17 protein-coding genes are annotated in these 18,567 nt (G+C 61.2%); 1 reads left to right on the top strand and 16 read right to left on the bottom strand.

Annotated features, from left to right (window positions below; genetic code table 11):
• Nucleotide 1 precedes the first annotated feature (1 nt).
• From BSU04_RS16380 to BSU04_RS16430, 11 genes are all read right to left on the bottom strand, one after another.
• Complete coding sequence (locus BSU04_RS16380; protein ID WP_089161575.1) at nucleotides 2–1,345, bottom strand: MFS transporter; 1,344 nt, start codon at nucleotides 1,343–1,345, stop codon at nucleotides 2–4.
• Between the two features lie 74 nt (nucleotides 1,346–1,419).
• Nucleotides 1,420–1,815, bottom strand: a complete 396-nt coding sequence (locus tag BSU04_RS16385; RefSeq protein ID WP_089161576.1) for a carboxymuconolactone decarboxylase family protein — start codon at nucleotides 1,813–1,815, stop codon at nucleotides 1,420–1,422.
• Between the two features lie 44 nt (nucleotides 1,816–1,859).
• A complete protein-coding gene (locus BSU04_RS16390) occupies nucleotides 1,860–3,290 on the bottom strand; it encodes an aldehyde dehydrogenase family protein (protein ID WP_089161577.1) in 1,431 nt (476 codons plus the stop codon).
• Nucleotides 3,291–3,313: 23 nt separating this feature from the next.
• Nucleotides 3,314–4,198, bottom strand: a complete 885-nt coding sequence (locus BSU04_RS16395; RefSeq protein ID WP_089161578.1) for an NAD(P)-dependent oxidoreductase — start codon at nucleotides 4,196–4,198, stop codon at nucleotides 3,314–3,316.
• A gap of 124 nt (nucleotides 4,199–4,322) precedes the next feature.
• A complete protein-coding gene (locus BSU04_RS16400) occupies nucleotides 4,323–4,649 on the bottom strand; it encodes an NIPSNAP family protein (RefSeq protein WP_089161579.1) in 327 nt (108 codons plus the stop codon).
• A 41-nt stretch (nucleotides 4,650–4,690) separates the two neighbouring features.
• Nucleotides 4,691–5,488: an N-acyl homoserine lactonase family protein gene (locus tag BSU04_RS16405; protein ID WP_089161580.1), complete on the bottom strand. Its 798-nt coding sequence runs from the start codon at nucleotides 5,486–5,488 to the stop codon at nucleotides 4,691–4,693.
• 42 nt (nucleotides 5,489–5,530) lie between these two features.
• Nucleotides 5,531–6,943: an MFS transporter gene (locus BSU04_RS16410; protein WP_089161712.1), complete on the bottom strand. Its 1,413-nt coding sequence runs from the start codon at nucleotides 6,941–6,943 to the stop codon at nucleotides 5,531–5,533.
• A 519-nt stretch (nucleotides 6,944–7,462) separates the two neighbouring features.
• Nucleotides 7,463–8,707 (bottom strand): citrate synthase, encoded by a 1,245-nt coding sequence (locus tag BSU04_RS16415; RefSeq protein ID WP_089161713.1) that lies wholly within the window; start codon nucleotides 8,705–8,707, stop codon nucleotides 7,463–7,465.
• A 104-nt stretch (nucleotides 8,708–8,811) separates the two neighbouring features.
• The gene (locus BSU04_RS16420; RefSeq protein WP_089161581.1) at nucleotides 8,812–9,201 is read right to left on the bottom strand and encodes a VOC family protein; all 390 of its coding nucleotides are present in this window, start codon (nucleotides 9,199–9,201) and stop codon (nucleotides 8,812–8,814) included.
• 27 nt (nucleotides 9,202–9,228) lie between these two features.
• Complete coding sequence (locus BSU04_RS16425) at nucleotides 9,229–10,545, bottom strand: MFS transporter (RefSeq protein WP_089161582.1); 1,317 nt, start codon at nucleotides 10,543–10,545, stop codon at nucleotides 9,229–9,231.
• A 52-nt stretch (nucleotides 10,546–10,597) separates the two neighbouring features.
• Nucleotides 10,598–11,356: an SDR family oxidoreductase gene (locus BSU04_RS16430; RefSeq protein ID WP_089161583.1), complete on the bottom strand. Its 759-nt coding sequence runs from the start codon at nucleotides 11,354–11,356 to the stop codon at nucleotides 10,598–10,600.
• Between the two features lie 312 nt (nucleotides 11,357–11,668).
• Between BSU04_RS16430 and BSU04_RS16435 the strand changes: the two genes are divergently transcribed.
• Nucleotides 11,669–12,631: a 2-hydroxyacid dehydrogenase gene (locus BSU04_RS16435; protein ID WP_089161584.1), complete on the top strand. Its 963-nt coding sequence runs from the start codon at nucleotides 11,669–11,671 to the stop codon at nucleotides 12,629–12,631.
• A gap of 133 nt (nucleotides 12,632–12,764) precedes the next feature.
• Here BSU04_RS16435 and BSU04_RS16440 read toward each other — a convergent pair whose 3' ends face one another.
• The 5 genes from BSU04_RS16440 to BSU04_RS16460 all read right to left on the bottom strand — a co-directional run bounded on the left by BSU04_RS16440 (nucleotide 12,765) and on the right by BSU04_RS16460 (nucleotide 18,461).
• Nucleotides 12,765–14,408, bottom strand: a complete 1,644-nt coding sequence (locus tag BSU04_RS16440; protein ID WP_089161585.1) for an FGGY-family carbohydrate kinase — start codon at nucleotides 14,406–14,408, stop codon at nucleotides 12,765–12,767.
• A gap of 49 nt (nucleotides 14,409–14,457) precedes the next feature.
• Nucleotides 14,458–15,186, bottom strand: coding sequence for an SDR family oxidoreductase (locus BSU04_RS16445; RefSeq protein ID WP_089161586.1), 729 nt, complete (start codon nucleotides 15,184–15,186; stop codon nucleotides 14,458–14,460).
• A gap of 24 nt (nucleotides 15,187–15,210) precedes the next feature.
• Nucleotides 15,211–16,494 (bottom strand): sugar ABC transporter permease, encoded by a 1,284-nt coding sequence (locus BSU04_RS16450; protein ID WP_218827297.1) that lies wholly within the window; start codon nucleotides 16,492–16,494, stop codon nucleotides 15,211–15,213.
• Between the two features lie 14 nt (nucleotides 16,495–16,508).
• Nucleotides 16,509–17,312 (bottom strand): ATP-binding cassette domain-containing protein, encoded by an 804-nt coding sequence (locus BSU04_RS16455; RefSeq protein WP_089161587.1) that lies wholly within the window; start codon nucleotides 17,310–17,312, stop codon nucleotides 16,509–16,511.
• Between the two features lie 84 nt (nucleotides 17,313–17,396).
• Nucleotides 17,397–18,461: an ABC transporter substrate-binding protein gene (locus tag BSU04_RS16460; protein ID WP_089161588.1), complete on the bottom strand. Its 1,065-nt coding sequence runs from the start codon at nucleotides 18,459–18,461 to the stop codon at nucleotides 17,397–17,399.
• Between the last annotated feature and the right edge of the window lie 106 nt (nucleotides 18,462–18,567).

The following is an 18,567-nucleotide window of genomic DNA, read 5'->3' on the forward strand; positions in this document are numbered from 1 at the left end:
TTCAAAAGTCGACGTGCTTCGTTTCCGGTCCCATCAGCGCGCCGACCGTACCAATCACGCCACCGATGCACAGCAGGACCACCGGCGTGAGCCGCAACGGCATGAAGGCCCCTAGCCAGTTCATATAAAACGCATAAAACGACGGGATGATCACCGAGAGGCTGAAGCCCACGCCAAAACCGGTGGCGCGAACATCCGTCACGAAGCGCTCGTTGATGTAAGTCACGATCACGCCCCACGGTGATGTCACCAGCACTGAGAGCAGCATGACCAGCAGCATGATGACCGGCAAGGACAGGTCGTCCACGTTGGAAAGCACATAGAGAATGATGGCGCCCACCGTTGCAATCAGTGGCCCCACGACCACGAAAAACGTGCGCCGCCCGATTTTCTGGCCGAGCATGCCCGAGCCGATATAGCTGAAAAAAAGCACGAAATAGGAGAGCAGCAGAGTAAGCGACATCTGGAAACCGGACAGGTGCAAAGTGTGCACAAGCAGGCCCGTCGGCATGAAGATCGTGATGATGTTCTGCGTGAGCCAGAAGCCCGACATCATCAGCAGGACCTGCAGCAGGTTGCGTCCGCTCTTGCCGCGAAGCAGATCGGAAAGCGGCAGTTTCTCCGGCTTCTTTTCACCGGTCTCGCTCTCCCAGATCTCCGATTCGGAAACTTTGTGAACGTAGTACAGCGCGAGAACGCCCGCCAGTAGCGAGCCAATCACGAACGGAATGCGCCAGCCCCACTGCACATACGGCGAGTGCAGGCCGTTGAGGGGAAACACGGCGAACATCAGCATGGCAACCAGGTTGATCGTCACGTAGGCCGCCGGGAAACCGGCAATGATCAGTCCGCCGACGAAGCCGCGTTGCTCCTTCTTCGAATATTCGATGGCAAGCGGCATCGCGCCCGTGTAGCCACCGCCGAGGAAAATACCATCGATAAACCGCAGGATCACGAGCAGCCAGTAGGAACCGATTCCCAGCGTTTCGTAGCCGGGCAGCAGCGCGATCAACAGGGTGACAACGCCAAATCCGGATACCGAAAGAATTGACGCCCGGCGACGCCCCACCCGGTCCGCGACCATGCCGAACAGCAGCGCGCCGATCGGGCGGCCTAACAAGGTGGTGATGAAAACGAGGGAAGCGAGGATCGCTTCCATGCCGGGCGCGAGATGCGGGGGCTGAAAGAAGAACAGCACCGGAGCAAGCACGACGACCGGCAGGTAAATATCGAACATGTCGATGAATTCGGAGAAGAACGCGCCCTTGATCGCGTTGCGGCGTTTCTCATCGACGGACTGCTCGGTGGCCGCTCTTGCGGCGCCGTGTGTCGTGACTGCTTCCATGCTCGTCTCCATTGATGTCGTCCTACATCGCTTGCGGATGCTTATTGATTGATGGCCCCAGGGAATGTCGGACCTCAGCCCTTGGCGGCGTCGGCTTCATAGGCCTTGATCGCGTCGGTCGCGACCCGGAAGGCCGCCAGCGCGAGTGGTGCACCGCAGTACACGGCGGCCTGCATCAGCACCGCGCGAATCTCCTCCTTCGTGACGCCGTTCTTGAGCGCGCCTTTGACATGCACGGACAGTTCGTGATGCTGGCTCATGGCGGTCAGCATGCCGATGTTGAGCATGCTCCGGGTCTTGAACGTCAAGGTCGGATCGCCCCAGATCTCGCCCCATGCATATTCAGTGATGAGCTTCTGTATCGGCCGGTTGAAGTCGTCCGCGTTCGCCCAGGACTTCTCGACATGCGACGCGCCGAGCACTTCCTTGCGGTTCTCGAAGCCCTTGTCAAAACGTGAGTTATCTTCCATTGCTTGTGGCCCTCTCTCTTGTGTTACGTTATTTCGGGTGAGCATCAGGCGTGGCCGTAGCCGACCATCGCCTTGATCTCGAGGTATTCGCGCAGGCCCGCTTCGCCCCATTCGCGGCCGTTTCCCGAGCGCTTGTAGCCACCAAAGGGCGCGTTGAAATCGGGCGCGGGATAGTTCAGGTGGACGCCGCCCGCGCGAAGCTGGCGGCCGATTTTTCGGGCACGCTCTATATCGCCGGACTGTACGTATGCCGCCAAACCATATTCGGTTCCATTAGCAATACTGATAGATTCGTCCTCGCTTTGATAACCCATGATGGACAGCACCGGCCCAAAGATCTCTTCGCGGGCGATGGTCATGTCGCGCGTGACATCCGCGAAGACCGTCGGTTTGACGTAGTACCCCTTCGATAGCCCCTCAGGCCGCCCCGTTCCTCCGGTAACGAGCCGTGCGCCTTCGTCAATCCCCTTCTGGATCAGCATCTGCACGCGCTCGAACTGGTTGCTGTTGACAAGCGGCCCTAGCTGCGTAGTCTCGCTGTCCGTTGCACCCACGCTATAGCTCGATGCCGCCGCCTTCGCGATCTGCGCTGCATCGTTCATCAAGTGACGCGGCACGAGCATGCGAGTGGGGATCGAACAGGATTGCCCGGAATTGGTGAAGCATGCGGCCACGCCGCGCGTGACGGCGTCGTCGAGGTTCACATCGTCGAGCAGGATGTTCGCGGACTTGCCGCCAAGCTCCTGTGCGACACGCTTGACTGTTTCCGCCGCCATCTTCGCGACCAGAATGCCCGCGCGCGTCGAGCCGGTGAACGACACCATGTCGATATCCGGATGCGACGCAATCGCCGCGCCCACGCCCGGTCCGTCGCCATTCACCACGTTCAGCACGCCCGGAGGAACGCCGGCTTCGTGCGCTACCTCGGCAAACAACAGCGCGCTCAGCGCCGAGTACTCGCTCGGCTTGAGCACCATCGTGCAACCCGCGGCCAGTGCGGGCGCGATCTTCACCACGATCTGGTTGATCGGCCAGTTCCAGGGCGTGATGAGTCCGCACACCCCTACGGGCTCCAAACGCACGCATGTGGTGCCGCGCTGTTCCTCAAACTCGAAATTCTCGAGCACGCCGATCAACGCATTCAGGTGGGCCGGACCGCGGGCTGCCTGCCCCTTGCGCGCAAACGCGATCGGCGCGCCCATCTCGATGCGCATCGCTTCGGCGAATTCATCGTATCGCCGCTCATAGACCTGAACGATTCGCCGCAGCAAGTCGATGCGCTCTTGCACCGATGTCGCCGAGTAAGCGGCAAATGCCTTGCGAGCGGCGGCCACCGCGCGATCCACATCGGTCGCATTGCCCAACGCCAGCCGATCGATCTTGCTTTCAGTTGCCGGGTCGATCAGGTCGAACCAGGCCGGCGAGACCGGATCAGTCCATTGTCCATCGATGTAAAACTGAGCCGCACGAGACATGTTCGTCCTTTTCGTTTGCGGGTTTATTCGTCGCTGATAAGCAGCCGGTACATCTCGGTGTGATCTGTGGAGGGCGTCGAGCGTTGCGACACCTCGTCCCAGACCGATGTGCATGTCATGCCGAGTTTCATCGGATAGCCCACTGATTCGGACAATGCGCGTGCGATCTTCAGGTCCTTGTTCATCAACTGCAATGCGAAGCCGGATGCATAGGAGCCCGACAACATGAACTGCTTGACCTTGTTCTCCGAGGTATTGCTGCGTCCTGTCGATGCATTGAGCACATCCGTCATTGAAGCCGGGTCAATCCCGAAACGCTCCGCAATATGCAGCGCCTCAACCGTTGCCATCAACCCGGCAGCCGAGACATAATTGTTCAGCGCCTTCGCTGCGTGTCCCGACCCCGCCGCGCCGATATGCAGGACGCTCTTTCCCATGGCTTCCAGCACTGGCTTGCAGGTGTTCAGCACGGCTGCGTCGCCACCGGCGAGGATGGCGAGCGTGCCTTCCTTCGCCTTCTTCACGCCGCCGGAAACGGGCGCGTCAAGATAGTCGAGTTCCATCTTCGCGAGCGTCGCACCGAGATTGCGCGAGCGCTCCGGCTCCGATGAACTCATGTCGATCACAACCGCTCCCTTGGGCAGGAGACGCGCCCACGCCTTCTCGTCGCCATCAAGCAGCACACTCTCCACGATCGCCGAATTCGGCAGCATGGTGATCAGTGCATCGAGCGATGCGGCGTTGTCGGCATCCAGTCGCGCTGCGCCAATTTCCTTCGCCAGCGCATCGACTCGGGATGTATCGGCATCGGCGAGAAAGAGTTCAAAGCCCGCCTTCGCCAGGCACTGCGCCATGGGCGTGCCCATCATTCCCAGCCCGATAAAGCCAATTCGTTGCGGTCGCGTCATCTGTCCAGCCTTCGTGATAGAACCCAAAATTGACTGGCGGCAATCACTCGCCGCATCCATTCGATAAGTCTATACGATTGTATGACAATCAGTCGATAGACAATTACTACGGGTTTCCCCTGCCTTACTTCAGCAGCGAAAAAGCGGTCGGCGTGAGAAACACGTTCTCGATCCGCTCGACGATCATCTTCTCGGCCTCACTCGCCGCGCGCTTGGCGATCCACTCGGCATCGGCCTGGAACGCGTTCCACTTGGTCTCGCGTTCTGCGAGGCTTTGCCACTTCAGCAGGTAGGTAAGCGCGTGATTGCTGGGCCCGATCAGCGTGGTCCAGAAGCCGATCTGTTCGATGCCATATTTTTCAAAAAAAACCAGCGTCGTGGCGCTGAATCGTTCCTGAAGCGCCTGCAGGCGGCCCGGCAGGCAGTGATAAACGCGCATTTCTACAATCATGGCCTTGCTCTCCGTAAGGGAAGAATCAGAATGAGGACGGTTCAACGCGGCGCCATGTCCAGGCGCGCAATCCAGCCTTCGGTTTCGCGGTCATGCGGCGCGTAGACCTTGAGTACTTCGGGATCGTGACCGGGCACGACATGATCGGGCGAGTCAGCCAGGTGCATGACAGTCTTGAAGCCCTCCAGCATGTCGCCGACGTTGTAGACGATCGGGTACGGCCGGTTCTCGCGTATGTTCGCGTAGAAATGAGAGGCGTCGGAAGCGAGCACGACCCAGCCGCGCTCCGTGTGAACCCGCACGACCTGCAGGCCATTCGAATGGCCACCGACCCAGTGCACGCTCAAGCCGGGTGTGAGCTGCGAATCACCGTCGTGAAACGCCACGCGACCCTCGAACACCCGGCCGACCATCGCCTTGACGTCTTCCGGCTCGAATGGATGACTCAATGCGTGATGACACATGCAGCGACCCGTGCAATAGGCCATCTCCTTGTCCTGCACGTGATAACGCGCCTTCGGAAAAAGCGCGCGGTTACCCGCATGGTCGTAATGCATGTGCGTGAGGATGACGTCGTCCACTGACTCCGGCCGGATGCCGATCCGCTTCAGGCCGGCTTCAACGGGGTTGGTAATGGTGCGTCCGCGCTGTTGCGCCATGCTGTTGTCGAACCCCGTATCCACGATGAATGCGCGGGACTCGCCAACGACCGCCCACACGAAATAATCGAGTGGCATGGGGACGTCGTGCGGATCGCCGCCAATGAAGTTCTCGGTCGAACGGCGCGCGTGATGCGCGTACTTCACTGCGAAGATGCGATAGTTTTCAGGCGTTGGCATGACCAGGGATTCCTTTCGTTGCGGGTTGCTTTGGAACGGAGTCTATTTGAGTGCGCTCGCCGGGCTCGTGTCCGCTTCGGGTGGGGTTTCGGCTGTCGCTGCCCCAGCAATCTCCTCGAGCGAACGATTCTTGGTTTCCGGACCAATGGCCGCCACGATCAGCGCTTGCAGCAGCAAGGTGCCGGCAATCAAGGACACCACGCCGACTATGCCGAACGATGCAAACGCCATGGCGACGAGATACGGAACCAGGATGTTGAAGCCGCGGCCGACCGTGTTGCACAGACCCGAGCCGCGCAAGCGAACTTCCGTGGGGAAGAGTTCTGGAACATAGCTGGCCACACTGAATGAAGAGAGCACGTAGATGCACGCGGTTATCGCAAAACCGCATGCCGTAATCATGACCTGCGATTGCGCGAATGGATACGCAACCGCAAACGCAATGCCGACGAGGGAGAACGCGACAATGCCCCACTTCCTGCCCAGACGTTCGGCGAGTCCGAAGGCAATCAGCGAGCCCAGCGGGCCACCTGCGAACATCAATGTAGTGAGGCCCAACGAGTTGGAGACGCTATGTCCCTGTTTCACCAGGAAGGTCGGAATCCAGCTGACGAATGCGTAATTAACCGTGAACAGCCCGATCAGCACGGTGATGCCGGTGATGGTGCGTTTGATGAGCCGGGGCGAAAAGAGGTCGGCCAGGCGCGCAGGTGTCTCGGGCGCAGTGTCACGCGAAAGACGGTCCACGGACACGTGCGGATAGTCGGGAGAGCCGGCGCTCACCCCGCAAGCCGTCTCGATCCGAGTCACGATCTCCTCGGCTTCAGTGGTACGCCCACGCGATGCCAGCCAGCGCGGCGACTCCATCATCGACTTGCGCAGGAACCAGACGATCAGTGCGCCCACGCCTGCAATAGCGAACATGCACCGCCAGCCGTAATGGGGAATGATCAGCCAGCCGATAAACGTGGAGAAGAACAGCGACGTGTTGATGATCAGGTTCAGGATCGTGCCGAAGCGTCCACGCCATGTCGCTGGGATGAATTCGCTGAGCGTGCCATAGCCGACCACGATCTCCGCGCCCATGCCAAGGCCCATTACCAGCCTGAAGAAGATCAGCCAGTAGACATTGGGCGACAAAGCAGCGGCAAGCGATGCAAATCCATACACGCCGAGGTTGAACTGGTACGAGAAGCGCCGCCCGAAACGGTCGCCGAGCAAGCCCGACAGCCATGCGCCGGCCATCATGCCAATGAAGGTCGCGGAGACAAAACCCGCGTTGAGTCGTAGTGTTGATTCGCCGCTGTGGATCATTGCGGCGAGTACGGCACCGGCAATATAAATGTCGAACGAATCGAAGAACATGCCCGCAGCAACCAGGCCGAGCAGCCGCCAGTGAAAGCGCGAGAGCGGCAACCGGTCGAGACGATATCCAATACTTGCTTCGGCTAGCATCGACATCTGTCTCCTGGGTTAGCTGCTTATGCGCAGCTGAGCAGTCCGCTTTTTTGGGTACGGGTTTTTAACTTATTATATGTCTGTCATACAATCTGTCAAGAAGATGATCGATATGGTCGAGGCGCGATGCTCGGTTGTTGGAGGTAGTGGGCGGGGTCAATGCCGGGGTGCCAGGTTCCTGGGTTTCGCCCAACAGGGCCTGAGTGCCTGACAGACAAAAGGAATTGACTGGAGTGGTAAGCAACCCGGCGAGGTTGGGAATTCGACCCACTGTCGCAGAATCGGACGCTTGATCGAACGACGGCTACCGTACGTGTCGCGCAATGAGACATACGCACTGCGCGGATTGTCTAGCCTCTCCTCGACTGAGGTTCTCACGGACGGCGTTAGCTCGATGTACTGACGCCACTTCGCTCAAACCGTCTGTACGTCCGAAGGCACAGGTTGGTCCTTTCGGCGAAAGTCGATTGGCTTCAAAGGTTTTTTGTTTCAGCGGAAATCCGGTTTTACGCCTTCTCAACCCTCAACGGGCTTGAACACTCGATTCTTGTCGAGCGTGGCCGCATCGAGCGTCATCTCGCCGCCTTCCACGGGCAGCGCGGGGCTGGCGTCCTCCAACGCGCGCCCGGTATAGCGGCCTCTTGGCCGTATGACCTTGCCCACCCGGAGCTGCTCGATACAATGCGCGAGCAGCCCCACGCTTCGGGCTGTTGCAAACAACGCGAACGACGCATCGCGCGGCAACGCCAGCTGCGCTGCCAAGGCAGCAAGCGCAACGTCGATATTCGGCTTGAGTCCGGTCAGCTCAACTACCTTGTTGATGAACGACACGAGCTCTTGAGGCAGATTCAGCACGTCTAGCAATGCGCCCGCCCGCGCATCGCCGTCCGGATACAGATGATGTCCGAACCCCGGGATCGGAATGGCCGACTGCAAGTGATGGGCAACGACATCCTCCGCACCGAGTCTTCGGACGTCGTCGAACACGGCCCGTACGCGGCCCGACGCATCGCCATGCAGCGGGCCGGAGAGAGTCGTGAGCCCCGTGAGCAGGCATCCCGGAAGCGATGCGCCGGTGGAGGCGGTAATTCTGGCGGCGAACGCCGAACTCGTAATCTCGTGGTCGGCCACGAGGACCATGGCACGGCGGATGAGTTCGGCGCCATTGCGGTCCTGGCCCCAACCCAGCGCGAGCCGTTCATGCGTCCTTGGTGCATTCGCGTCACATCGCGCACCGAACGCTTGCGCGATGAGCGCCACGAGCCGGCCAGCCTCGACATGCAGTGCGCTGTCCGTGCGTCCGAGGGTCGAGTGTCCGCAGGCCGCGAGGGCCGCCAGTGATGTGAACGCGCATTGCCTGCCTCGCTCGTTGCCCAGTAGTGGCACGTCACCGGTTTCGAATGAAACAGATGCAGGCGCATTCCAGAGAATGGCCGCCACGTCCTCGAGCGTCGCCGTGTCCGAAAGCCGGATGCTATCGAGTCCCCGGTAATACGGCCGACCTTTTGAGAACGTGGTAATGCTGCTGTAAATGCAGGGCTCCGCACCGAATATAGTTCCGGCGGCGAGTGCCTCGCGCTTGCGTCCCATCTGTTTTTTGCGGCACAGACCGGCAACGTCCTCCGCACGATAGAGGCTCTTGCGGGGGTCATGCGGATCCGCCATGACAGCGATGTTGCCTCGACTGACGTACGCATAGACAGTCTGCGCTTGCACTCCGAGTTGTCGAGCCGCTTCAGTCAGAGTGATCCAGTTTCGCATGGGATGGCAGGTAAGGTGATGCAGCGCAACGGGGAGCAGGAAGTTACGATGTGAATCGCATTGCATACGAGCGCGACCGATCCAGCGTCAATAGTGACGTTTTTTCAGGTAAAAGTCATCTCGGCGGGGCGCCGCTCCAGGATCTCGACGAGAATGTCACCCGGCGATCGCACGAAGCAGGCTCTGACGCCGGGGCGAACCCGCTTGACCGGCTCGACGATCTCCGCATCACAGCGCAACAGATGCTCGAACGCGGCGTCGAGATCGTCCACGACCACGCCGAAATGATCGATGCCCTGCCTTTGCTCTTCATGAGGGCGGACGGTTTGGGCGCTCGCCAGCGATGTGATGAAAAGGTTGATGCTGCCAATGCGCAAATCCACTCGCCCCGGGCGACGCACGATCTCGGCGTTCAGGCAGCGCGCAAACCATGCAGCGGTGGCTTCGGCGTCCGCCGAGCACAGTTGCAGATGATCCCACTTGAATTCAATCATTCGTTTTTCACCAGATAGTCGAAAGCGTCACAGTTCGATGCGGGAAAGCTTCCCCAGCAGCACGGAGTAAGAGAGCGTCCCGAGCAGGCATATCGCGCCCATCAGGTTGAGAGCCCAGTAGAAGTGGCCGGTGTGGTGGGTGATATAGCCGATCATGAGTGGCGTCGTGACCGCCGCGATGTTGGCCGCGAGGCTCGTGATGCTGCTGGTCAGTCCCACATACTGTCGAGGGGCGATTTCAGAGACGGCGGCCCATGACATCGACCCGACGCCCTGCGCGAAGAACGCGATAGTCAGGATGGCGATTACCCCCTCATTCGACGCGACGAAATTGACGAGTACGATAGACGCGCCGAGCAACGTGCCGATGATAAGCGGTGCTTTGCGCGCAGTGGAAATCGACACGCCGCGCCGGATGAAAAAGTCCGAGAGGTAGCCGGCCACGAGAATGCCGATCGTCGCACCCATAAAAGGGAGTGCCTGGAAGATCCCGACCTTGATCATCGACATATGACGCGCTTCGATCAGATAGGTCATGAACCACGTGGTGAAGAAGACCAGTAGTGTGTTGTTGCAGAACTTGCCGAGGCAGATGGCAAGAATCTGCCGGTAGCTGAGCAGCTTGAGCGCCATGCGCCAATCGAACTTCTCGCGGGGTTTGCGTGCGTCCGTAGCGCCTTCATTGATGTATTGCAGCTCGGCAGCATTCACGCCCGCGTGCTGATGCGGATCGCGATAAACCCGGTACCAGAGAAGACTGAACAGAATGCCGAAGCCGCCCGTCACGAAAAAGACCGTGCGCCAACCATACGCGGCGGAGATCCACAGCAACAAGCCGGTGAACAAGGGTGTCCCGATGTATTGCCCCATCACATAGACGCTGGTCGCAAAGCCGCGTTCCCCGGCGGGAAACCACAACGTCACTGCGCGCGCGTTGGAAGGGAAGGCTGGCGCCTCCATTGCGCCGATTGCGAGCCGCGATCCGAGCAGCATGTGATAGCCGCTGGCGAGACCCTGCGTCAGCGTGGCGAATGACCATCCGACGAGGGACAGGGCATAGGCAAGACGCGATCCAAGAATGTCGGTCAGCACGCCCCCGGGCACCAGGGCAATGGAATAGGCAAGGCCGAATGCCGCGAACAGCTCGCCCATCTGCATCCTGTCGAGCGCCAGGCTCTTCGATAGGCCAGGCGCAACGATGCCCAGCGCCGAGCGGTCCACATAGTTGAGGATGGTTGCCACGAGCAACATCGAGAGCACGGCGTACCGGACCCTGGAGCGTTTCGTGGTATCCACGTAAGCCGGGTTTAGCACCGGCAATGTTTGTTCCTCTACGACTTTCATCGGTGTCTCCTGAACATTGGCCTGTTATTTTTGTATTTGGCAAAAGGGCGATTTATCCGCGGCCGACAAACGGCATGGCGCTCGCCATGATGGTCATGTTGAGAATATTGGCCTCGAGCGGAAGCATGGCCATGTGCACAACCGCATTCGCCACGTGCGTCACATCCATTCTTGCTTCGGGCGCCATGCTTCCATCTGCTTGCAGCACGCCGCGGTTCATGCGTTCCGTGAGCGATGTGGCCGCGTTGCCGATATCGATCTGGCTGCAAGCGATGTTGAATGCGCGTCCGTCCAGCGCGATCGATTTGGTGATGCCGGTGACGGCATGTTTCGTTGCCGTATAGGCGATGGTATGCGGCCTGGGCGAGTGGGCCGAGATCGATCCGTTGTTGATGATTCGTCCGCCTTGAGGGGACTGTGCTTTCATCAAGCGATAAGCGGCACGGGCGCACAGGAAGACGCCAGTCAGATTCGTTGCCACGACATCGTTCCAGAAGTCGACCTCATAGTCTTCCAGGCGGACGGCCCCCGCGTTGCGGCCCGCGTTGTTAAAGAGCACGTCGAGCCGGCCGAATGCCTTGGCGATCTGCGAAAACGCGTGCTCGACCGATGCGGCGTCAGCAACGTCGGCCTGGAATACATGCGCGTCTCCGCCCGCAAGGCCTATTGCTTCTTTCGTTTCCAGGAGCGGCTCGGCTCTACGCCCGATCAGCGCGAGCGCGAATCCAGCGTTGGCGAGGGCTACGGCGGCGCTGCGGCCGATGCCGGAGCCGGCGCCCGTGACGGCTGCGAACTTCTTCGATGCTGGCATTTCAATTCCTCTCGACATTTAATTGAACACGGGACGAGAGTTGCATTCACGCGATGCGTTGAGCAAGATTGATTCATTGAATCAATATCCGGAAGCCCCGCCGATAAGGGGCAACCAAGGGTTTTCCTGATGCCCGTGTTCCAGGCGGCAAGATGGACACGGGGCATGGAAAAGAATGAATCACAACGCGCAAGGTATGCCGTGACGAATAAGGGGCGAATCATTTTTTAATGAGTTGATTTACTTAATCAATATTGACGGTCCGATCTGCGGTTTCGTAGTCTCTCAACGTCTACCTATCAGGGGGAAACCATGTCGGAAAATAAACGCACCAGGCTGTTGATCGCGCGAAAGGTTCCAGGAGCCGTGGCGAATCGCGCCGAGGCCGAATTCCGTGCCTTCGTGACCGAGTCCGACATGGACTCGTGGTCTGTCGTCGAGTTCTGCAAGAAGCACGACGTGCCGGCCATATTGATCGGAAAGAAGTCCGGTTTGCAAGCGGAGCACATTGCCGCGCTGCCCTCGACGGTCAAGATCATTGCGAACGCGAGTGCGGGCTTCGATCACATGGACGTGACTGCCGCCCGCGAGAAGGGAATCGTCGTCACGAACGCACCCGATGCGTTGACCGAATGCACCGCCGATTTCTCCATGCTGCTCGTGCTGGCGGCCTGCCGCCGCGCGTCGGAGTACGAACGAATCATGCGCCACGGATGGGGTAAATCGTTCGGCATGACCGACATGCTGGGCACGCGAGTGAATGGCAAGACGATCGGCATCGTCGGATTCGGGCGTATCGGCCGGGCGGTCGCGAAGCGTGCGCAGGCTTTCGGCATGCGCGTGATCTACACGGACATCCGCCGTGCGGCGCCGTCGCTTGAGAATGGCGCGACATTTCATGCCAGCCTCGACGAAATGCTGCCGCACTGCCAGGTGCTCACGCTGCACGTGCCGGGAGGGAGCGTTCCGCTGATGGCAAAAAATGAGTTCGGACTCCTGCCCACGGGCGCAGTTTTTGTCAACGCGGCGCGTGGCGGCCTGGTGGACGAAGACGCGCTCTACGAAGCCCTGACTTCGGGACATCTGTTCAGCGCTGGCCTGGACGTGTACCGGAACGAGCCCCATGTCGACAAGCGCTTCGCGGAACTCGACAACGTGTTCCTGACGCCCCATATGGCCAGCGCCACGATCGAGACCCGCGACCAGATGGGGTTGACGGCGCTAGACAATGTAGCCGCCGTGCTGAATGAGCGGGCCGCCTTGAATCCGGTCTGAGGCCCGACTTCCCCGAACTAGAGCTTCCACTTCGCGCGTTGCCGGAGATGGTTCATTCGTTTGCATCCGCGCTCTTTCCCGGCCCGTCGTGGGTCTAACGCGTGGGTCTAACGCGTGGGTCTAACGCGTGGGTCTAGCGAATTTCCCTCGCCACGCTCTGCAACTGCTTGAACGCGCGAAACCGCGCCTCGTGCAGTGCCGAGATGTCGCCTGCATCCGGCTCGTAGGCCTTGCTGATGTGCGACATGCTGGTCATCGCCGAGCGCACATCCTCAAACAGGCCGCCTGCCACGGCTCCCAGCATCGCGGCACCCAGCAGCACCGGCTCTTCCGCCTGCGTGGCAAGCACGGGCTTGCCCGTCGCATCGGCGAGCAGTTGCCGAACGAGATCAAGTCGCCCCGCGCCGCCGCTGATGACCACTCGCTCGATCGGGGCGCCGGCTATTGTCTGCGCTTCGATGATCTGGCGAAGACCGTAACCGATACTGCAAATCCCGGCAATATAAAGGGCGACCAGACTGTCCAGGTCATTCTCCATTCCAAGGCCTGCTATCACGGCTCGTGCGTGGGGATCGGCCAGCGGCGCACGGTTTCCGAGGAACTCCGGAACGACATGCAAGCCCTTGGCCAGCAACACGGTCTCCGACAAACTGTCCGCCGCCTGCGCCGCGAGACCAGCCAGCAGCACGGGCAAGGACTGCCCCGATTGCTCCGCTTGCTGTCGAGCATCGGGCGTCGCGGGGTGCATCGAAAGCAATTGTTCGATCGCGGCGCCGGCCACCGATTGCCCGCCCTCGTTGAGCCATGCATCGGGCACCATCGCCGAAAAATAAGGCCCCCACACGCCGGGTACGAAGACCGGGCTGCGGGTCGTGGTCATCGTGCACGATGAAGTGCCGAAGACGTAAGCGAGGTTGGACTCGGCTTCACCATCGGCGCCAACCGTGCCGATTCCACCGGCATGGGCATCGATCACACCCGTCGCAACCGGCGTTCCGGCTCGCAAGCCGAGTTCCGCAGCCGCATTCGCTGTTAGCCCGTTCCCCAACGGCGTGCCCGGGTCGACGACGGTCTGGCCGATGCGCGCAAACGCCTCGTCCGCCAGCACGCCGAGACCGACGCTGCGAAAGTAACTCTCGTCCCAGCGCCGTTCGTGCGCCAGATACGTCCATTTGCAGGTGAGCGTGCAGGTGGAGCGGGACAGATCCCCGGTCGCGCGCCAGGTCAGGAAGTCGGTCAGATCAAAGAACTGCCATGCCGACGCGAAGACGCTCGGCCTGTTCTCGAGGAGCCACAGCAGCTTGGGTGTCTCCATCTCCGGCGAGATCTTGCCGCCGACAAATTTCAGCACCTCGTGGCCGGTAGCGTTGATGCGCTCCGCCTGCCCCACGGCGCGGTGGTCCATCCAGACAATGATGTCGCGTTCGGCTTGCTCCGAGGGCCCCACCGGCAAGCTCTGCCCACCCTCGCCCAGCACGACGAGCGAACAGGTGGCGTCGAACCCGATGCCCGCGACCTGATCGGGGGACACCGCGGCCTGCGCCAGCACGTCCTTCACGGATTGGCAGACGGCGTTCCAGATCTCGCTGCTCGACTGCTCGACGATGGAACCGCTCGCATGGAACAGGGTGATGTCACGCTTGGCCGAGGCCATCATCTGGCCGGCAAGGTCGAAGATTCCGGCTCGGGCGCTGCCCGTGCCCACGTCCACGCCGACGACATAGCGCCCATCGCGCGTGCTGCCTGTCATCCCGGAGGTCGGGTTTTCTGAGGTCATAGCTCACTGCCTGCTCAATGCCTGCTCAATGCTTGTTATAGGACGCGTTTCAGAGATCGACGCTGTTTGGAAGGATCACGAGATCGCGGATGGTCACGTTGCGCGGCCGCGTCAACATGAAGAGTACCGCGTCGGCAACCTCCTTGGGCTGCATCAGGCTGCCCGAGGCCAGCGCTTCGTCCATCTTCGCCTTTGGCCAGTCATCGAGCAACGCCGTGACGACCGGGCCCGGAAGCACTGCGCCCACTCGCACACCATGTTTGGAGAGCTGGCGCCGGATCGTGTGAACGAACGCCTGCACCGCGAATTTGGAGGCGGTATAGATCGGCTCCCATACGACCGGGACGATGCCCGCGATGGAACTGGTGAAGATGATGTCGCCCGATTTCTGCGCGACGAGGTGCGGCAGCACGGCGTGGACTGATCGAAACGCGGCGTTGATGTTGAGGTTCAGCATGCGGTCCCACTCATCCGGATTTCCGTCCAGCACGTCGCCGCCAACGTAGGCGCCGGCGTTCGCATGGAAGATGTCGAGGCCGCCAGCGAGGTCGAGAATCTTCGGCAGCAGCGCAGAAACTTCCGCCGGCTGCAGCAGATCCACGACCAGCGGAAACGCGTTCGGCCCTAGTTCCGCGCACAGTTTTTCGAGCCTGTCCTTTGCCCGGTCGACCAGAACGACCTTCGCGCCTTCCTCGATCAGTGTGCGCGCGCACTCGAGGCCGATACCCGATGCTGCACCCGTGATGGCGGCAACCTTTCCTTTCATTTTGTCAGTCATTGTGTAATCCTAAGTGGCTGTAAATTACGCGCGGCCGTGCGAGACGCGGGACTGCCGGGCGAGCGAGTCAACAATCACCGCGATCGCCAGCACCGCGCCGGTGATCATGAAGCGCAGCGAGGACGACAGGTTCAGCAGGGTCAGGCCGCTCGCGATCGACTGGATCACGATGATGCCCAGCACTGCCGAATACGCGCTGCCACGGCCGCCGAACAAGCTCGTACCACCTATCACCGCCGCTGCAATGGCGTTCAGGTTCACATCGCCGCTGCCGGCCTGCTGGCTGGCAGACGCGAGCCGTGCCGCAGTCAGCACGCCGCCGAGCGCAGCAAAACTGGCGCACAGCACGAAGGCACTGGTGTAGATGGCGCTGACATTGATACCAGCCCGCCTCGCGGCCTCGTGATTCCCGCCGACCGCATTCATCGACCGGCCCCAACGGGTCCTCTTGAGCGCGTAGTCCATCGCAACCGCGAGGCCGAGGAAGACGCCGAACATCAGCGGCACGCCTCGTCCCTGGTTCAGGTAGGCAACCACGACCTCCAACAGTACGGTAATGGCGAGGCTGCGCACAAGCAGGCTGCCCACCGAGGGTGCAGACAGATTGGACGCGCGGCGGCGCTCACGGGTGCGCATCCCGAGCAGCATCATCACGGCGCCTGGCGCCAGCGCGAGGAGGTACGAAACGGCGGCTGGGATGATGATGAGCTGCCCGAGGTTCACCAGCGCCGTGTCGTAGGGCAGGTTAATCGAACCGGTAGCGCCCAGGACGTATAACTGCATCCCGAGGATTGCGAGCAGCCCTGCCAGCGTCGCGACGAAGCTCGGCATGCCGAGCCGGGTGAGCAACAGCGCGTAGATGGCGCCGACCAGCGCGCCAACCACGATGGCAGCCAAGATGGCGAGCAGCACCGGCCAGCCATGATTGACCCAGAGCATGCCTACCATGGCCGAAGCAAAGCCGCTCATGGAACCCACTGACAGGTCGATCTGGCCCACCATCAGCACGCAGACTATGCCCAGCGAAATCACGCCGACCGTCGAGCAGTCGAACAGCAAGTTCACCAGGTTGTTGGCGGAGAGGAATACCGGGTTCAGGCTGGTGAACACGGTCCAGATAATGACCAGGCCCGCGATGACCGGGAGAGACCCCAGATCGCCCGAGCGCACCCGTTCGACGAAGGCACCAACGGCACCGCTGATCCCTGTCGCGTGCTTGACGCGGATATCGCTGCGGTCAAGCAGCGTGGACGGCTTCGGTGCGTCTTGCGTTTCACGCTGGGGAGCACCTTGCATTTCATTGCTCATGATCGTTCCTTTGTCTAGACGCTCTGTTCGGCCTGACGACGGCCGGCGCGGCGCGACACGGCGTTCTCGGTGGCGCCGGTAATCGCGGCGACCAGCTCTTGATTCGAGGAGTCGGGATAGAAAATGCCGTTGTTGCGGCCGAGCCGCAGCACCACGATCCGGTCGGCCACGGCGCGCACGTCCTCCATGTTGTGGCTGATCATGATGACCGCGTGGCCGCGGTCGCGCACCCGCTCGATCAGGTTCAGCACCTCGGCGGTCTGGGCCACGCCCAGCGCCGCCGTCGGCTCGTCGAGCATGATCAGCTTCGGATCCAGCAGCAGCGAGCGTGCAATCGCCACGGTCTGGCGCTGCCCGCCCGACAGCGACGCGACCACGTCGCGCACGCTAGGAATGCGGGCCGACAGCTCGTTTAGCAGCGTCCACGCCTTCACCTCCATTGCGACCTCGTCGAGGCGCAGCGGATTCATCTCGCGCCCAAGGTAGATGTTCGCGACGACATCGAGGTTTTCGCACAGCGCGAGGTCCTGGAATACCGTGGCGATGCCGAGATCGAGCGCCGCGCCCGGATTGGACAGCGTGACTTCCTTGCCGCCGAAGGTGATCGTGCCGGTGCTCGGTTGGTGGACGCCGGCTAGAACCTTCACCAGCGTCGATTTCCCGGCCCCGTTGTCGCCCACCAGGGCGACCACCTCGCCGGCATGCACGTCGAGCTCGATGTCCGTCAGGGCAGAGACCGCTCCGAAGTGCTTCGAGACGCCGCGCAGGCTCAGCACCAGTTCGCCGCGCGTGGACCGGGTTGTGGAGTTGTCAGTCATGCGACGGATACCTCATTGAATGTAGAGGGACCCGGCATGAGCCGGATCCCATCCAGCATCGCTGCTGGATCAGTTCGTCACGGTTCAGTTCGTGATGCCCAGTTTCTTGCAGCCGTCTGCGTAGCGATCCGTACACAGGTCCTTGGCGCTCGCGAAGCCCTTGTCGACGACTTCCGCCTTGATGTTCTGCGCCGTGATGACTGCAGGCTTGAAGAGCTGGGACGGCGTGTTGAAGAGCGTCGTTTCGCCCTTCGGGGTCTGGCCGGACAGGAAGCCGACAGCCACCTTCGCCGCCGCGGCCGCAACGATCTCGCTCGGCTTCAGGATCGTGTTGTACTCGTCACCCGCGATGATCAACTGGAGTCCTGCGAGCGTCGCGTCATTGCCGGTCACCGGCGGCACCGGGTTGACACCGGCTGCCTTGAAGGCCGCGACGGCCCCGCCGCCCGTGCCGTCGTTGGCGGCCACGACACCGACAATCTGCGACCCGAAGCGCGTGATCTGCCCGCTGACCCACTGCTGGGCCTTCGGGGGCGCCCAGTCCGGCGTGTCGTACTCGGCCAGCGTCTTGTAGCCACTGCCCGCCAAGCCGGCATGGACGCCCTTCTTGATCAGTCCCGCTGCCGCGTCGGTCGGCGAACCGTTGACCTCGAGCACGCCGCCCTTGGCCGCCGACACGCCCGTGTCTTTCAGGTGCTGGACGAGCGACTGCGCGATGGACTTGCCAATGCCTTCGTTGTCGAACGACACGTAGTAGTTGGCCGGTGTCGAAGGCACGGGCCGGTCATAGGCGATAACCTTGATACCCTGGCCCTGCGCCATATGGACCAGAGACGCGGCAGCAGTAGAGTCCACCGGATCGAGGACGATCACTTTCGCGCCTTGCGCGATCACCGAGTTGAACTGCTGCTGCTGCGTCGAGACGTCGGCGTTGGCGTTCTGGTAGAGCACCTTGCAGTCGGGGCAGAGCTTCGTCATTTCGGCCTTGAAGCCGGGGAAGTCATGCTGTTCGTAGCGTGTCGATGCCTGGTCGGGCATCAGAAAGGCGACCGTGCCGCTGGGTGCGGCCAGTGCCGCCGTGCTGCTTATCAGGCTAAGGCTCAGGCCCAGCACGCTGGCGCCGATCAGTTGGTTCGAAAGTCTGGTCATCGAATGTCTCCGTTTTTTAGAAAAATACCGGCGCAGATACTGCCGTGGTTGGGCCTTGCTTGAGCTTCAAGTGCTAATCGTGCGCATGCGCTTCAATTGCGGTAGC

The organism is Caballeronia sordidicola, from assembly GCF_002220365.1.
Lineage (GTDB): Bacteria > Pseudomonadota > Gammaproteobacteria > Burkholderiales > Burkholderiaceae > Caballeronia > Caballeronia sordidicola_C.

Excerpts from the sequence above, each read along its gene's own strand:
- BSU04_RS16380 (WP_089161575.1), bottom strand. The coding sequence starts at position 1,345 with ATGGAAGCAGTCACGACACACGGCGCCGCAAGAGCGGCCACCGAGCAG.
- BSU04_RS16385 (WP_089161576.1), bottom strand. The coding sequence starts at position 1,815 with ATGGAAGATAACTCACGTTTTGACAAGGGCTTCGAGAACCGCAAGGAA.
- BSU04_RS16390 (WP_089161577.1), bottom strand. The coding sequence starts at position 3,290 with ATGTCTCGTGCGGCTCAGTTTTACATCGATGGACAATGGACTGATCCG.
- BSU04_RS16395 (WP_089161578.1), bottom strand. The coding sequence starts at position 4,198 with ATGACGCGACCGCAACGAATTGGCTTTATCGGGCTGGGAATGATGGGC.
- BSU04_RS16400 (WP_089161579.1), bottom strand. The coding sequence starts at position 4,649 with ATGATTGTAGAAATGCGCGTTTATCACTGCCTGCCGGGCCGCCTGCAG.
- BSU04_RS16405 (WP_089161580.1), bottom strand. The coding sequence starts at position 5,488 with ATGCCAACGCCTGAAAACTATCGCATCTTCGCAGTGAAGTACGCGCAT.
- BSU04_RS16410 (WP_089161712.1), bottom strand. The coding sequence starts at position 6,943 with ATGCTAGCCGAAGCAAGTATTGGATATCGTCTCGACCGGTTGCCGCTC.
- BSU04_RS16415 (WP_089161713.1), bottom strand. The coding sequence starts at position 8,707 with ATGCGAAACTGGATCACTCTGACTGAAGCGGCTCGACAACTCGGAGTG.
- BSU04_RS16420 (WP_089161581.1), bottom strand. The coding sequence starts at position 9,201 with ATGATTGAATTCAAGTGGGATCATCTGCAACTGTGCTCGGCGGACGCC.
- BSU04_RS16425 (WP_089161582.1), bottom strand. The coding sequence starts at position 10,545 with ATGAAAGTCGTAGAGGAACAAACATTGCCGGTGCTAAACCCGGCTTAC.
- BSU04_RS16430 (WP_089161583.1), bottom strand. The coding sequence starts at position 11,356 with ATGCCAGCATCGAAGAAGTTCGCAGCCGTCACGGGCGCCGGCTCCGGC.
- BSU04_RS16435 (WP_089161584.1), top strand. The coding sequence starts at position 11,669 with ATGTCGGAAAATAAACGCACCAGGCTGTTGATCGCGCGAAAGGTTCCA.
- BSU04_RS16440 (WP_089161585.1), bottom strand. The coding sequence starts at position 14,408 with ATGACCTCAGAAAACCCGACCTCCGGGATGACAGGCAGCACGCGCGAT.
- BSU04_RS16445 (WP_089161586.1), bottom strand. The coding sequence starts at position 15,186 with ATGACTGACAAAATGAAAGGAAAGGTTGCCGCCATCACGGGTGCAGCA.
- BSU04_RS16450 (WP_218827297.1), bottom strand. The coding sequence starts at position 16,494 with ATGAGCAATGAAATGCAAGGTGCTCCCCAGCGTGAAACGCAAGACGCA.
- BSU04_RS16455 (WP_089161587.1), bottom strand. The coding sequence starts at position 17,312 with ATGACTGACAACTCCACAACCCGGTCCACGCGCGGCGAACTGGTGCTG.
- BSU04_RS16460 (WP_089161588.1), bottom strand. The coding sequence starts at position 18,461 with ATGACCAGACTTTCGAACCAACTGATCGGCGCCAGCGTGCTGGGCCTG.